Annotated in this window: 17 protein-coding genes, 1 tRNA gene and 1 riboswitch; of the genes, 2 read left to right on the top strand and 16 right to left on the bottom strand. The window is 35.1% G+C overall.

Going from position 1 to position 14,325, the window contains the following annotated elements; all coding sequences use genetic code 11:
- Position 1: 1 nt before the first annotated feature.
- The 9 genes from hemB to CJ229_RS02435 form a co-directional block, all read right to left on the bottom strand.
- Positions 2–982 (bottom strand): porphobilinogen synthase, encoded by a 981-nt coding sequence (hemB, locus tag CJ229_RS02395; RefSeq protein WP_102167495.1) that lies wholly within the window; start codon positions 980–982, stop codon positions 2–4.
- Positions 972–1,673: a uroporphyrinogen-III synthase gene (locus CJ229_RS02400; RefSeq protein WP_102167494.1), complete on the bottom strand. Its 702-nt coding sequence runs from the start codon at positions 1,671–1,673 to the stop codon at positions 972–974. Before CJ229_RS02400 ends, hemB begins: the two co-directional genes overlap by 11 nt.
- Entirely contained in the window at positions 1,651–2,574 is a 924-nt protein-coding gene (hemC, locus tag CJ229_RS02405; RefSeq protein WP_102167493.1) for a hydroxymethylbilane synthase, read from the bottom strand. Before hemC ends, CJ229_RS02400 begins: the two co-directional genes overlap by 23 nt.
- Positions 2,575–2,581: 7 nt before the next feature.
- The gene (hemA, locus tag CJ229_RS02410; protein WP_102167492.1) at positions 2,582–3,931 is read right to left on the bottom strand and encodes a glutamyl-tRNA reductase; all 1,350 of its coding nucleotides are present in this window, start codon (positions 3,929–3,931) and stop codon (positions 2,582–2,584) included.
- Between the two features lie 102 nt (positions 3,932–4,033).
- Complete coding sequence (yihA, locus tag CJ229_RS02415; protein ID WP_102167491.1) at positions 4,034–4,621, bottom strand: ribosome biogenesis GTP-binding protein YihA/YsxC; 588 nt, start codon at positions 4,619–4,621, stop codon at positions 4,034–4,036.
- A gap of 49 nt (positions 4,622–4,670) precedes the next feature.
- Entirely contained in the window at positions 4,671–5,927 is a 1,257-nt protein-coding gene (gene clpX / locus CJ229_RS02420) for an ATP-dependent Clp protease ATP-binding subunit ClpX (RefSeq protein WP_068129367.1), read from the bottom strand.
- Between the two features lie 114 nt (positions 5,928–6,041).
- Positions 6,042–7,334 carry a trigger factor gene (gene tig, locus CJ229_RS02425; protein WP_102167490.1) on the bottom strand — a complete coding sequence of 431 codons (1,293 nt, stop codon included), beginning with the start codon at positions 7,332–7,334 and terminating at the stop codon, positions 6,042–6,044.
- A 77-nt stretch (positions 7,335–7,411) separates the two neighbouring features.
- The gene (locus CJ229_RS02430) at positions 7,412–8,407 is read right to left on the bottom strand and encodes a hypothetical protein (RefSeq protein ID WP_102167489.1); all 996 of its coding nucleotides are present in this window, start codon (positions 8,405–8,407) and stop codon (positions 7,412–7,414) included.
- Positions 8,400–9,011 carry an NUDIX domain-containing protein gene (locus CJ229_RS02435; protein ID WP_068129362.1) on the bottom strand — a complete coding sequence of 204 codons (612 nt, stop codon included), beginning with the start codon at positions 9,009–9,011 and terminating at the stop codon, positions 8,400–8,402. The genes CJ229_RS02430 and CJ229_RS02435 overlap by 8 nt, the downstream gene beginning before the upstream one ends.
- A gap of 73 nt (positions 9,012–9,084) precedes the next feature.
- Positions 9,085–9,129, top strand: a riboswitch (PreQ1 riboswitch).
- 5 nt (positions 9,130–9,134) lie between these two features.
- Here CJ229_RS02435 and CJ229_RS02440 point away from each other — a divergent pair.
- Positions 9,135–9,593 (top strand): QueT transporter family protein, encoded by a 459-nt coding sequence (locus CJ229_RS02440; protein WP_102167488.1) that lies wholly within the window; start codon positions 9,135–9,137, stop codon positions 9,591–9,593.
- A 36-nt stretch (positions 9,594–9,629) separates the two neighbouring features.
- Here CJ229_RS02440 and CJ229_RS02445 read toward each other — a convergent pair whose 3' ends face one another.
- Complete coding sequence (locus CJ229_RS02445; RefSeq protein ID WP_068129357.1) at positions 9,630–9,839, bottom strand: hypothetical protein; 210 nt, start codon at positions 9,837–9,839, stop codon at positions 9,630–9,632.
- Between the two features lie 500 nt (positions 9,840–10,339).
- Between CJ229_RS02445 and CJ229_RS02450 the strand changes: the two genes are divergently transcribed.
- Positions 10,340–10,906, top strand: coding sequence for a hypothetical protein (locus CJ229_RS02450; RefSeq protein ID WP_102167487.1), 567 nt, complete (start codon positions 10,340–10,342; stop codon positions 10,904–10,906).
- Between the two features lie 76 nt (positions 10,907–10,982).
- On the opposite strand, the gene CJ229_RS02455 is transcribed toward CJ229_RS02450, so the two are convergent.
- From CJ229_RS02455 to sdhB, 6 genes are all read right to left on the bottom strand, one after another.
- Positions 10,983–11,056 (bottom strand) — tRNA-Arg (locus CJ229_RS02455).
- Between the two features lie 85 nt (positions 11,057–11,141).
- The gene (locus CJ229_RS02460) at positions 11,142–11,621 is read right to left on the bottom strand and encodes a metallophosphoesterase family protein (RefSeq protein ID WP_246830697.1); all 480 of its coding nucleotides are present in this window, start codon (positions 11,619–11,621) and stop codon (positions 11,142–11,144) included.
- An 8-nt stretch (positions 11,622–11,629) separates the two neighbouring features.
- Positions 11,630–12,220 (bottom strand): RdgB/HAM1 family non-canonical purine NTP pyrophosphatase, encoded by a 591-nt coding sequence (gene rdgB / locus CJ229_RS02465; protein ID WP_070709787.1) that lies wholly within the window; start codon positions 12,218–12,220, stop codon positions 11,630–11,632.
- Positions 12,221–12,229: 9 nt separating this feature from the next.
- Positions 12,230–13,006, bottom strand: coding sequence for a glutamate racemase (gene racE / locus CJ229_RS02470; protein WP_257993693.1), 777 nt, complete (start codon positions 13,004–13,006; stop codon positions 12,230–12,232).
- Between the two features lie 16 nt (positions 13,007–13,022).
- Positions 13,023–13,466 carry a MarR family winged helix-turn-helix transcriptional regulator gene (locus tag CJ229_RS02475; RefSeq protein ID WP_317846613.1) on the bottom strand — a complete coding sequence of 148 codons (444 nt, stop codon included), beginning with the start codon at positions 13,464–13,466 and terminating at the stop codon, positions 13,023–13,025.
- Between the two features lie 91 nt (positions 13,467–13,557).
- Positions 13,558–14,319 (bottom strand): succinate dehydrogenase iron-sulfur subunit, encoded by a 762-nt coding sequence (gene sdhB, locus CJ229_RS02480; RefSeq protein WP_040928684.1) that lies wholly within the window; start codon positions 14,317–14,319, stop codon positions 13,558–13,560.
- Positions 14,320–14,325 lie beyond the last annotated feature (6 nt).

Raw genomic sequence — 14,325 nt, forward strand, 5'->3', positions numbered from 1 at the left:
GTTAAATTGCTCCTTCGTTAATTTTTTTACATAAGTCTTTTGCAAAGTACGTAATAATCATATCCGCACCTGCACGCTTAATAGATAACATTTGTTCTACGATAACTTCTTCATCTAGTAAACCTTGTTCGATCGCATTAACAGTCATCGAGTATTCACCACTGACGTTATATGCAATGATTGGTAAATTCGAATTGTTTCTAACGTCACGGATAATATCAAGATATGAGAGTGCAGGTTTTACAATCATCATATCTGCACCTTCACGTGTATCACTCTCTAACTCTCGTAGTGCTTCTAAACGGTTTGCCGGGTCCATTTGATATGTTCTTCTGTCACCAAATGATGGTGTAGATTCTGCTGCATCTCTAAATGGACCATAAAACTTAGATGCGTATTTAATACCGTAACTCATAATCGGAACATGATAAAACCCTGCATCATCTAATCCTTTACGAATCTCTGTAACAAAACCATCCATCATGTTTGATGGTGCAATAATGTCTGCACCAGCTTTTGCTTGTGAAACAGCTGTTTCAATTAAGAGAGGTAATGTTTTGTCATTATCAACGTCTTTCGTGTTTGGATCGATGACACCACAATGTCCATGATCTGTGTATTCACATAGACAAGTATCTAAAATAACAATTAAATCAGGATATAATTTTTTAGATAGTTTACATGCCTCTTGAACAATCCCATTTTCATCATATGCACCACTACCAACGTCGTCTTTATGGTTTGGCACACCGAAGAAAATAACCGATTTAATACCGAGTTCATAAACTTCTTTTAGTTCTTCTTCAAGTAAATTTAACGAGATTTGGTAAACACCTTTCATCGATGGAATTTCTTTTTTTACGTTATCACGTTCCACGACGAAAATCGGATAAATTAAATCGTCTTTACGTAATGATGTTTCTCTCACTAAATCTCTCATAAATTCTGATTTTCTTAATCTGCGATGTCTATCAAATTTCATTTTGAAACTCCTTTTCCATTTCGTTAATCATACTTTCTAATGTCGCTTCTTTTGGTATCTTCGTTTTTACACCGTAAGATAATAAAGCACTTTGAGTGACGTGCCCAATAGAAATTACTTTTAAGTCTGTTAAATCTTCTTTTTTAAATTGTGCCATAAAAGCGTGAACGCCAGACGGACTAGAAAATGTGATACCGTCAATATCACTTAGTATACGTTTTAACTCTCTTATCGTAATATCATTCGATGCGGGTGCGTATAACGGTAAATCCGTTAGTTCTGCACCTTCACTTATAAAGTAATCTCGCATAATTGAACGCTTATCTTTACTTGCAGGATAAAGTACACGCATTCCCTTTTCCACTTTAAACTCTTCTTTAAACCCTTCTTGCGTATAATCGCTCGGCTCAAAGTCAACATGGAATCCCGCTTCAACGAGTGCTTCAGACGTTGTTTTGCCAATTGATGCAATATGTTTTACATCGAGCACATTTAACTCGTCTTTAAAGAAACGGACGGTGTTTTTACTCGTAATTACGGCGTAATCATATTGTTTATTTAATATCGATTTTTCATACGGTAATTTTTTAAACGTAATAATCGGTAGATGAATTAAATCTAAAGATGTTTCGACATCTCTAAAATGACTTTGAGTAACGACGACTCTTTTATTTATTTTTGTTGATTTCATCAATAATTTCTTTTGCACCGATTTTTTCCATTTCGTCAGCAACTAAATTACCGAGTACAACCGGATCGTCTCCAGATTTTTTAACGAGAAACTTCTCATTACCATCTTCACTCATAATGAGACCAGTTAAATATAATTCACCATCTACAAATTGTGCATTTGCTCCGATTGGCACTTGGCAACTACCGTCCATTCGTTTTAAGAATGTACGCTCTGCTGTCGTTTCAGTCGCTGTTTCATCGTGGTGAATCGTCTGTAAAATTTCGTGCATTTCTTTATCGTCTTCACGAATTTCTACACCTAATGCGCCTTGCGCAACTGCTGGTATAAATTCTTCAGGATCAAAGTATTCAGTGACGACATCATCACTCCAACCCATACGTTTTAAACCAGCTGCAGCGAGGATAATCGCGTCATACTCACCGTCACGCATCTTTTGAATACGCGTGTCGATGTTTCCACGTACCCAGTTCACCGTAATGTCATCACGCATTTGTTGCAGTTGAGCTGCACGACGTAAACTTGACGTTCCGATAATTGAACCTGGTTTTAAGTCTTTAAATGACACATTTCCATTCGATAAAAATGCGTCTCGTCTATCTTCACGAACAGGTACAGCTGAAAGTTTAAATCCTTCTGGTAATTCACTCGGTACGTCTTTTAACGAGTGTACGGCCATGTCAATATCTCCAACTTTTAGTGCGTGTTCGATTTCTTTAACGAATAGACCTTTACCACCGACTTTACTTAATTGGCGGTCGACAATTCTATCTCCTCTAGTTACGATTTCTTTTACTTCAAAGTTTACTTCTGGATTCTTTTCTTTTAACGATTTAATTAATTGCATCGTTTGAGTTTTTGCAAGACCACTACGTCTCGTCCCGACTACAACTGTTTTCATGATTGGCCTACTTTCTCACATTTTGTTTTTCTTTTCTTAGTTTATCAATCGCTTGTAACGATTCATGTTGTCTTTTATGAATATCTTCAACGATAGATTCAATACCAAAAATATGTTCAAGTTCTGTTAACTGAACTGCGCCTTTACGTTCATCCGCGAGTTCTTTCGTGTACGTAATAGGGTCACGTAACATTTGGTTAATAATACTTTTCATATGTTTAGATATAATCGTCTTTTCACGTTTAGTTAAATCTGGTAACTTATTTGTGATGCTTTCAAACGTCGTTTCATGTATGTTTAATGCTTTCGTACGCATTGCTTCGATTACAGGACGTACACCTTGCATTTCAACCCAATTTAAAAATTCTTGAATTGATGTGTCTATCATCGCTTCAATTTTTTTAGCTTCTTCTTTTCTCTTTTTTAAATTATCATCGACAATTCCACTTAAATCATCGACGTTATAATGATGGACGTTATTTACATTATTAACATTTGGATCGATATCACGCGGTACAGCGATATCAATAAGTATGAGCGAACGTTCATCATCTAGGTTACGGACTCTTTTAATCATTTCTTCAGTAATGATAAAGTTCGGTGCACCTGTACTTGAGATGACGATATCTGTATCTTTCAGTGCATCTTCTAATTCATCCATCGGTCTAAATTGACCTAAATAACGTTCTGCGAGTTGTTTGCCGTTATCTCTGTTACGGTTTACAACTGTCACATCACTCACACCATTAGACGTTAAGTTTAATAACGTTTCTTCTGACATTTCTCCCGCACCGAGTACGAGAACTTTAACATCTTGAATATTTGTAAAAATCTTCTTAGCGAGTTCTACCGCTGCATATGACATAGATACAGCATTTTTAGAAATATCTGTTTCACTATGTCCGCGTTTTGCGATTGTGATAACTTCTTTGAATAATCGATTAAAAATTTTCCCTGTCGTATGTTCTTCTTGTGCGAGTATAAACGCATCTCTAATTTGACCTAAAATTTGCGTTTCACCGAGCACCATTGAATCTAACCCTGCAGCAACTCGGTATAAGTGATGAATTGCTTCATCATTCACTTTTAACTCTGTCACGTTTTTAACGGTTTCTAGTGGTATGTTGAAATACTCACTTAAAAAGTTTCTCGTGTAATAAGATCCCGTATGCACTTGATCTGTCACGACATATAATTCTGTTCGGTTACACGTTGAAAAAATTACCGCTTCTAATATGCTTTTTTGATCACGTAACGTATGAAGTGCTGGTACGATATCATGATCACTAAAATTAAGTTGTTCGCGTTCATCTACGCTTGCTTTCCTATAGTTTATACTAAGTGCAATGACATGCATTTAGATTGCCCCTTACTTACCGATTAAATATTTGTTTACTTATATAATAGTATCAAATATAGGACGTTCTTTGAGTTTTTTGGCTCAATGTTCAATAATTTGTTAGATTCTCTCCTCAATTGCATCGAGTACTTTATCTACATTGTACTTCTCAGTTGAAGAAAATGGGATAATGACGTCTTCAGGTTCTAATTCTAATTCTTTTTTGATAATTGATACGTGTTTTTGTAATTTACTTTTAGGTAATTTGTCTGATTTAGTTGCTACGACAATTGTTGGTATATCGAGTTGCTTTAAAAAGTCATACATTAAAACGTCATCGTTTGTCGGCGGATGACGTAAATCGATAATTTGAACACACGCATGCAACATCTCTCTATGAATAAAATAATTCTCTATCATCGATGCCCATTTTTCACGTTCTTTTTTAGATTGCTTTGCGTAACCATAGCCTGGAACATCGACAAATACGAATTGATTATCCGCATTATAAAAGTTTAACGTCACCGTTTTACCTGGTTTACTTGAAATTCTCGCGATATTTTTACGTCCACATATCGCATTGATAAAACTCGATTTACCGACGTTTGAACGCCCTGCCATCGCTATTTCTGGTAAATTTGTTTCAGGATATTGCTCTTTTGCTACTGCCGATATTAAAAATTCAATTTTGTTTGGATTTAATTCCATTTACTCCACCTCTAAAAAAAGGCCGTCTTATAAAAGACAGCCTAATAAATTATGCACTCTGTTCATTTAAGTGAATTTCGTTACCCTCAGCATCATATACTAAAGGATCTGTTTCATTCACAATCGTATCTTTCGTAATTTTAACTTTAGAAATATTATCATTTGACGGTACGTCAAACATAATATCTACCATACGCTCTTCGATAATTGAACGTAATCCTCGTGCACCTGTTTTTCTTTCAATCGCAAGTTTCGCGACCGCAACGAGTGCATCATCATCAAATTCTAACTCAACATCGTCAAGTTCAAGCATACGTTTATATTGTTTCACTAAAGCATTTTTTGGTTCTGTTAAAATTGAAGTCAGTGCGTCTGTATCGAGCTCTTCTAAATTCGCTATAATCGGCACACGACCAATAAACTCAGGAATTAACCCGTAGCTTTGTAGGTCGTCCGGACGAACTAATGCCATTAACTCTTCATTCGTATCGACATTTTCTTCGCCGCTACCAAATCCAATTACTTTCGCACCAATACGGCGTTTAATAATCTCTTCAATACCATCAAAAGCTCCACCGAGGATGAACAGAATATCTTTCGTATCGATTTGAATCGATTCTTGGTTTGGATGTTTACGGCCACCTTGTGGTGGTACACTCGCAACTGTTCCTTCTAAAATTTTAAGTAATGCTTGTTGTACCCCTTCACCGGAAACATCGCGTGTTATTGACGTATTTTCACTTTTACGAGCAATCTTATCGATTTCATCGACGTAAATAATTCCTTTTTCAGCACGCTCAATATCATAATCCGCTGCTTGAATTAAACGGAGCAAAATATTTTCAACGTCATCTCCAACGTAACCCGCTTCAGTTAAACTTGTCGCATCTGCAATCGCAAACGGCACTTCTAATGTGCGTGCAAGTGTTTGTGCGAGTAATGTTTTACCTGAACCTGTTGGTCCAATTAAAGCGATGTTACTTTTAGAAATTTCTACATCGTCATCACTTTCATGGTTAATACGTTTATAGTGGTTATACACCGCAACACTAAGTGCACGCTTTGCTTTTTCTTGTCCGATGACATACTCATCAAGCGCTGCCTGAATTTCACCTGGTTTTGGAATCTCAGTTAAAAATTCTTGTGGTGCGTCTTTTAATTCTTCTTCAATTATTTCGTGGCATAATTCAATACACTCATTACAAATGTAAACGCCACTTCCTGCGATCAGTTTTTGAACTTGATCTTGGTTTTTACCACAGAAACTACATGTTAGATCTTGATCATCTTCGTTAAATTTAAACATGTATACACCGACCTTTCGCTCTTACGTATATTACTATACTATACCGACTCTTTCAAATAAATTGTATTGATAAAAAAACTCTATACACATCCATGTATAGAGCTTTTCTTGATTTTATTGTTTTCTGTTATCTACTAAGAACTCAATTGCTTTTTGGTTTTTAATATCATTTTCAATGACAGATAAATCACCGAGTACTTTTTTGATATCGTCTTTTGCCATTTGGAATTGGTCTGCTAACTTTTGTAATTCGTTATCGACATCTTCTTCAGTCGCTTCAATGTTTTCAGCTTGTGCAATTGCTTGTAAAGTTAAACCAGTACGTACACGTTTAAACGCGTCGTCTTTCATTTGCTCGAGTAAGTCTTCTTTCGTTTGACCAGAGATTTGCTCGAACAACTCTAAGTTTAACCCTTGTTGAGCAAGACGTTGTTCGTATTCTTGAAGCATTCTTTGTTGTTCACTTTCAACCATTGCTTCAGGAATTTCCATTTTCGCATTTTCAGCTGCTTGAACAACGAGAGATTCTCTTAATTCATAATCTCTTTCTTGTTCTTTAAAGTTCTTTAAGTCTTCTTCGATTTGTTTTTTAACTTCGTCAGCTGTTTCAACGCCTTCAAAGCCTTCTAATTCTTCTTTAACAAATTCGTCAGTGAGTTCTTTTGCTTCTTTTTCTTTTACTTCGTTTAATTTTACTTTAAACGTTGCGTCTTTACCTTGAAGTTCTTCTGCTTGATACTCTTCTGGGAAAGTAACTTCTACGTCTTTTTCTTCTCCAGCTTTAAGACCGATTAACTGATCTTCAAATCCAGGAATGAATGTACCACTACCGATTTCAAGGTCGTGTCCTTCCATTTCTCCGCCTTCGAATGCTTCTCCATCAACGAAGCCTTTGAAGTCGATGTTTGCAACGTCACCTTCAGCAACTTCGCCTTCTTTAACGACAAGCTCAGCATATTGACCGAGTAACGCTTCGATTTGTTCGTTTACATCGTCTTCAGATACTTCGGCATCGATTTCTTTACCTTCAAGTCCTTTGTATTCACCAAGCTCTACTTCTGGCTCTACAGTCACTTCTAATTCAAGAACTAAATCTTTGCCTTTTTCAATTTCTTTAACATCAACGCTCGGTTGATCGACTGGTTTAATACCTGTTTCATCAATCGCTTTGCTATAAGCGCCTGGTAAAACGATATCTAAAGCGTCTTGATATAATGATTCAACGCCAAAGCGTTTTTCGAACATTTGACGAGGAATTTTACCTTTTCTAAATCCAGGTACTTGAATATCTTTTTTTACTTTGTTGAATGCTTGGTCTAAAGCTTTGTCAAAATCTTCAGCAGGTACTGTAATTGTTAATGTACCTACGTTTCCTTCTTTCTTTTCCCAAGTTTGTGTTTGAGACATAATCATTTCCTCCGTTATTTTACATTTTAATTAACCTATTCATTGTAACATAATCGATTTTTCAATAAAAGTATCGACTACTTATGAATTTCTTTTTCAATTTTTAGTATCCAATCCGCCACAAAACCATTAAACGAATGCATGGGTAATTCGTTATTTAACATTTTTGTATACGATATAAACCCTTTTGCTAGTTCTTTAGGTGTGAACGGCACTTTAAGAGGATACCATAGTAAGCTAATGTTTAAAAATATTTCAATCGCTTGTTGTATGCGTTCCTCGTGGTCAAAGCGAAGCTGACCCTCTTCGACAATCCAACGAATCGTCGGTTCAACTTTTGCAGATTTCTCAAATTGTTTAAATTCACTCGTATGTGCATCAAACGTTTCACCAAATTTTTCTAGATGAATGACACCGTCATACTCTATTTCTTTTAAATAAATGACCATCAGTGATGCTACACTCATATCTCTTTCCGATTGAAGTAATTTATAAACATCATCACCATATGTCTCATCTTTTAAATCGATTAAATGCTCAACCGCAGCGATGACAAGTGTCGGATTTTCGGCGTTTAAATACTCATCTATATCAATATCTACCGTATTAAACACTTCATCATTATTTTCATTTGGTTGCGTCATCGTATTTCTTTTCTTTAACTCTTCTGTCGCATAATGTTTGCAATGTGTCGCAAATTGTATAAGTGAGGCTGCCATCCCACTCTCTTTACCTGTCACAGTAACGATATTTGACCATTCGAGTAATTCTTCATATAACTTTAAATTGAATAACGCTTGAAGGATCATGTTCAGATGAACTTCTGCTTCATCGCGTGACACTTCTTTCGTTTGAAAACAAAGCTGTGCGTATTTATACATTTTTTCATATTCGTTTTTTTGAATTAACACATCATAATACATTTCGACTAAAGTGATATTTGTATGTTCTATTAACGTGTTATATTCAGCAAATCTATCTATAAAAAAATCAAAATCATTATCATGATAGAGTGCTTTTAAATCACGTTCGATTTTTTTAATAAACCGTGGGTGTGATGTTAAATTATTCATATAAATCACGAATGATGAGTTCACTCCACGTTTCGTAGTTTCCTAACTCTTTTAACTCTTCTCTTTTTGACCATATAAGTTGTAGCGTGTCTTCTTCATTCGTAAATACTTTTTCTTTGTCGACATTTACTTTAAATACGAGTCCAATATGGACACGTCCGACTTCGTTTGTATCATCGTTAATTAAACCGATTAGTTCAAAGGCGTTTAAGTCTTTCTTTTCTAAGCCAATTTCTTCTTGTAGTTCACGCGCTGCGTTTTCAAACATTTTTTCTTTAATGTTTTCTTCAGATTCAATATCGTTCATATGTCCACCGACACCGATTGAATGAAGTCCATGTAGACGAGATTCACCGCCACCTGTTAAACGTTTATAAACGAGCGTTTCATCTTCACTTTCAACAATCGTATATGATACGAGTTGTTTATACGACTCGTCTTCTTCCATATCTCCACGGCGTTTAATTTCATAGTCATCTAACGTCTTCGTGATTTCATTAAAACGTGCATCAGATTGACTTAAAAAACCGTTAAACGCATGTGCTTCATCATTAAATAAATCTTTTCTATTTACTACTAAAATCATTTCATCAAATTTACTCATCTATATACTCCTAATCTTTTACTGTCTTCATTATACTATAGTAATTTTTAATGTGTTTTGCTATAATTTCACATTGAAACAGGTTCGAAAACTTCCCTGTATAAAAAACTAAGGAGAATTACAATGAAATTTACTTCAAAGGATCTTGCAATTAATGCATGTATCGCCGCTTTGTATGTCGTCTTAACGACAATTAACCCCATCGGTCACGGAATGATACAAGTCCGCGTGTCAGAAATGCTCGCTATCCTTCCGTTTATAAACCGAAAATTGATACCTGGAATGATCGTAGGTGTAACAGTTGCAAACTTCTTTTCACCACTCGGGTATATCGACGTTCTTGTCGGAGTAGGATGTGCGGTCGTTTCGTATACAATTAGTTACTTCATTAAAAACTTATGGATAAACGTCGTACAATACGCAGTTGTATGTGGGCTTATCGTATCACTCATGCTGAAATCTGTATTAGGGATACCATATTGGCCATCAGTCATCGCAATATTTATATCGACACTCATCGTTGGTATGATCGGTGCTGTCATATTTAATGCACTAAAAGAAAGACTGAAATTAGTAGATTAATATAAGCAGTAAAGCACCCAATATTATGGGTGCTTTTTAAATATACCAATTCACAACTTCTTGATTTTCAATTTTAGCAATTATATACGCCTCTTTATCGTAACCGTCGTATTCCATACCACTTACAGACATATAAATTTGCCCTTCATTCGGTTGATAATAAATGTCATAAGGTTCATCTCTAAATTCTTCATCCATACTGACTAAATCTTCGTTAATCAATAAAATAATATGATTTTTATCCATACGTTAAACTCCTTTATATACTTTTTTAATACGTGTATATCGTATACCCAACATAATCAGTAAAGTAATCTTTCATGAAGTATAAATAAACACTTAACATTTGCATAAAATAGATATACTGATTGTGCTGAGTATCAATCAAATGTTTATGATTTATAAAATACAATATTCAATATCTTTTTTAATTTTATATTGTATAATAACAATGAGAAAGGAGAGAGAATTTAATATTAGGATGACAATTATTGGTTAATGATTGCACTTTAATATAAAATCATTACCCCTACATAACGTACTCAAGTATATAATAAAACTACTTCTAGCCGTAAAACTAAAAGTTCTTTGAGTAAACAATTTAAAAAGGGATTAATTTAAAAATTAAATATGTATCTATTTAGTGCATTTTAAAATTAACAAAATTTTGAGTTCAAAAACATCCATTAAAAATTACGAATAGATAATTTAATTAACTGAAAGACATTAAAAGGAGAAATAAACAGTTGAACAAGAAATTATTATTATCACTCACTAGCTCAGCACTTTTGTTATTACTTACTGCATGTGGTGAATCTTCTACGGAAGAGGTCGCATCAGAACTCAGAAAAGATGCTGAATCTGAACAAGTTGAGGCAGAAAAGAAAAAAGATGAAGTGATTGAGGAAACAGGAGAAGAAGAAGCTACAACTGAAACAGAAGATGTTAATAAGAACATCGCAGATGATGATTTTGTAAAAATCGACTTGAAAAATGTTGAGAGAACTAAAGATGAAATATTTGGAGACAGTATAAAAGTTAACTTTGAAATCGAAAACAAAACAGATAGAAAAATTATAGTTCAGTCACGTGATGTTTCTGCTGATGGTTATATGGTGGATGACATCGCAGTGTTTAGTGCTGAAATCGTTGGTGGTAAGAAGATTAAAGATGCACTAGTATTAGAAGAAATGTTTTTACCTGAAGGTGAAGAATTACCTGAATTAAACGAGAATCTTGAAATGACATTAATTGTTTTCGATGATGAAACATTTGATGATATTGGAAGTTATGAAGTAAACATCGATTTTTAATTATTTAAAAATTGCTTCTTTTTATAAATGACAATAAAAAATCCTTGTAATCAAAGTGATTACAAGGATTTTATTACGTCCCGGGAGGGATTCGAACCCCCGACCGATGGCTTAGAAGGCCATTGCTCTATCCAGCTGAGCTACCGGGACCTATCAATGAACACAATAACCATTATAATAAATGGCACGTCTAAATGTCAACATGTTTTTTTATAATTATACGTGTTTCATTGATTCACTCGAGTTCGACTTGTTTTAACACTTCTCCGTCTCTTTTATAAAACGTTACGATTTTCTCTTCAGTGTCTAATACTGCATATGTTTCTGGCTCAGAACTTCTAGAAGCGGATATTGATCCTGGGTTTATACAGTAAACGTCATTAATTTTTTCTACTTTAGCGATATGCGTATGACCATATAACGCATAAATTGCACCGAGTGCTTTCGCTTTTGAAGCGAGTAAATTTCGATCACGATTTACGTGGTATAAATGACCGTGTGTAAAATAAATAAGTCCGTCATATAATTGTTCAGTTCTAAAACTCGTATCATAATCCGTATTTCCTTTAACATACTCATACGGTTCGAGTAGAGCATCTTCTGATGATAGTTCGCTATCACCGAGATGGATGTATAGATCAGCATCTATTTCTTTAGGCAATTTTTCAATCATTGTCTTTTCTCTATGGTTATCACTGACGATTAATACTTTCATTATTTCACCTAACTTTGAAGTCTATTAAATAAGTTTTCATCTTCTAATAACTTGTCGATGGCACGTTTTCGATGGGAAATCTCAGATTTTTCATCTGTCGATAACTCGCCAAACTTTTTACCATCTAACGTTTGAAAGAGCGGGTCGTATCCAAATCCATTAGTGCCAACTGGTGCTTCTAATATTTCACCGAATACAACGCCCTCATACGTATACGCTGTTCCATCCGGAAATGCGACCGCAATAACAGAAGTAAAGTATGCGGATCTGTTTTCTTCACCTTTCATTAATTGTAATAACTTTTTGTTATTTTCTTGATCAGTCGCGTCATCTCCAGCAAAACGTGCAGATCTTACTCCTGGAGCACCTTCTAACGCTTCTACTGATAATCCTGAATCGTCACTGATTACAGGTAGATTCGTACGTTTTGCACCTTCTAATGCTTTTATTAAAGCATTATCTTTAAACGTTTCACCATCTTCTACAGGATCAAAATCTTCTAAAATAGATTGAATCCCAACGACTTCGAACTGTTTAAAAATTGATTTGAAATCATTAATTTTACCTTTATTACCACTTGCAATTACTATTTTGCTCATAAAATACTCCTATAATTGTACTGATTGAATCGTATATTTAAAATTCGGCATCCATTCGTTTAAAATCTTTTCGAATTGTTGATGGTCTCCGTGAACGTAAATCTCGTGTATGATCTCATCGTCGTTTGAGCTGAGTAACTCTTTAAACTCTAGTAACGTACTGACGTCTCTTGCTGTCTCTAAACCAGAATCGACAATATTTTTTTCATTTGAAAAATAATCATCAATCGCTTGTTTAATTAACGGATAATGGGTACAACCGAGAATCACTGTGTCTGCATTTGTGTCTTTAACGCTCTGTAACGTTTCGGAAATTACATTATTTCGTATATCATCATTTTTATAATTAAATGCTTCGATAAGTGGTACAAAATCCGGACACGCATGCTCTGTGACGATTGCTGATTTATTAATCTTTTGTATCGTCGACTTATATTTATGTGAAAGCATCGTACCTCGCGTAGATAAGACGAGAATATTGTCATTGTCTGAAATTTGTAATGCACGTCTTGATCCTGGTTTAATAACACCGATGACTGGGATATCTATCATCTTTCTAATTTCAGAAATAGCGAGAGCAGTCGCTGTGTTACAAGCAATGATAAACAGCTTTATATCTTTACGACTTAAAAAATTATATATTTCTTTCGTGAACGATAACACTTCTTCTTTCGATCGTTGGCCGTACGGGCATCTTAAACTATCCCCAAAATATACGATCTTTTCTCTCGGTAGTTGTCGTACGAGTTCTTTTACAACTGTTAATCCACCAACTCCAGAATCCATAACGCCTATCGCCTTATTATTCATATGACATCGACTCACTTTTTTTAATCATTCGTTTAAGCAAAGTGGATAACATTTCTTTCTCATCTTCTGTAAAATCACACGTAATTTCATCGATGAACTGTACGCGCTTTTTAATAACTTGAGACAATAGTTCCGTACCTTTTTGTTCAATTTTTACGAGAACGACACGTTTATCTTTATGACCACGCTCTCTACGCACAAAACCACTACATTCGAGTTTGTCTATAATATCTGTCGTTGTCGAATACGCAAGATTTAACTTTTTAGCGACCTCTCCGATCGTTTGACCGTTCGAATCACTCACCCATTGTAGTGTGATAAATTGAATTTTTGATAATTTATATTCTTTTAATATTTCACGACCATACAGTCTTACTTGCACCGATAAATACCTCAATGACTTTTCAATCGATGCACTATTCATGTTCAAAGACATATTTATCCCCACCTTAACCTATATGGCTATATTATACATGAATTAAAAATTGAAATAAAAAAAGATGTGTCGAAACACATCTTTTTGTATATTATTCTACTTCATGGTCACTACCAAAGAATGATTTAAACATATGGAATGTCGTTTCTCTTTGCATAGATGCGATAGAAGTTGTTAATGGAATACCTTTTGGACATGCTTTAACACAGTTTTGTGCCATACCACATTCAGATACTCCACCTTTGCCCATTAACGCATCTAATCTTTCGTCTTTGTTCATACGTCCTGTTGGATGTAAGTTAAATAGACGCACTTGTGAAATCGGTGCTGCACCGATAAAGTCAGATTTGTCGTTTACGTTTGGACACACTTCTAAACATACACCACATGTCATACATTTAGAAAGTTCATATGCAACTTGACGTTGCTTTTCAGGCATACGAGGACCTGCACCAAGATCGTATGTACCATCGATTGGTACCCAAGCTTTCACACGTTTTAAGCTATCGAACATACGTGAGCGGTCAATTTGTAAGTCTCTAACGACTGGGAATGTGCTCATCGGTTCTAACGTGATTGGTTGCGTGTACTGGTCAATTAGCGCAGTACATGATTGGCGTGCATTTCCGTTAATAACCATTGAACACGCACCACAAACTTCTTCTAAACAACTCATGTCCCAAGTGACTGGTGTTGTTTTTTCTCCTTTAGCGTTCACAGGGTTTCTTTGAATCTCCATAAGCGCACTGATGACGTTCATATTTGGTCTGTAAGGAATTTCAAAGTCTTCCCAGTAGCTTTGTGATTCTGGGTTTTCTTGGCGTTTGATTTTTAATTTAATAGTTTCTGCCATTTTAAT

The organism is Nosocomiicoccus massiliensis (assembly GCF_002871345.2).
GTDB classification, from domain to species: Bacteria; Bacillota; Bacilli; order Staphylococcales; family Salinicoccaceae; genus Nosocomiicoccus; species Nosocomiicoccus ampullae_A.

Coding starts and splice junctions, on each gene's coding strand:
- hemB (WP_102167495.1), bottom strand. CDS start 982: ATGAAATTTGATAGACATCGCAGATTAAGAAAATCAGAATTTATGAGA.
- CJ229_RS02400 (WP_102167494.1), bottom strand. CDS start 1,673: ATGAAATCAACAAAAATAAATAAAAGAGTCGTCGTTACTCAAAGTCAT.
- hemC (WP_102167493.1), bottom strand. CDS start 2,574: ATGAAAACAGTTGTAGTCGGGACGAGACGTAGTGGTCTTGCAAAAACT.
- hemA (WP_102167492.1), bottom strand. CDS start 3,931: ATGCATGTCATTGCACTTAGTATAAACTATAGGAAAGCAAGCGTAGAT.
- yihA (WP_102167491.1), bottom strand. CDS start 4,621: ATGGAATTAAATCCAAACAAAATTGAATTTTTAATATCGGCAGTAGCA.
- clpX (WP_068129367.1), bottom strand. CDS start 5,927: ATGTTTAAATTTAACGAAGATGATCAAGATCTAACATGTAGTTTCTGT.
- tig (WP_102167490.1), bottom strand. CDS start 7,334: ATGTCTCAAACACAAACTTGGGAAAAGAAAGAAGGAAACGTAGGTACA.
- CJ229_RS02430 (WP_102167489.1), bottom strand. CDS start 8,407: ATGAATAATTTAACATCACACCCACGGTTTATTAAAAAAATCGAACGT.
- CJ229_RS02435 (WP_068129362.1), bottom strand. CDS start 9,011: ATGAGTAAATTTGATGAAATGATTTTAGTAGTAAATAGAAAAGATTTA.
- CJ229_RS02440 (WP_102167488.1), top strand. CDS start 9,135: ATGAAATTTACTTCAAAGGATCTTGCAATTAATGCATGTATCGCCGCT.
- CJ229_RS02445 (WP_068129357.1), bottom strand. CDS start 9,839: ATGGATAAAAATCATATTATTTTATTGATTAACGAAGATTTAGTCAGT.
- CJ229_RS02460 (WP_246830697.1), bottom strand. CDS start 11,621: ATGAAAGTATTAATCGTCAGTGATAACCATAGAGAAAAGACAATGATT.
- rdgB (WP_070709787.1), bottom strand. CDS start 12,220: ATGAGCAAAATAGTAATTGCAAGTGGTAATAAAGGTAAAATTAATGAT.
- racE (WP_257993693.1), bottom strand. CDS start 13,006: ATGGATTCTGGAGTTGGTGGATTAACAGTTGTAAAAGAACTCGTACGA.
- CJ229_RS02475 (WP_317846613.1), bottom strand. CDS start 13,466: ATGTCTTTGAACATGAATAGTGCATCGATTGAAAAGTCATTGAGGTAT.
- sdhB (WP_040928684.1), bottom strand. CDS start 14,319: ATGGCAGAAACTATTAAATTAAAAATCAAACGCCAAGAAAACCCAGAA.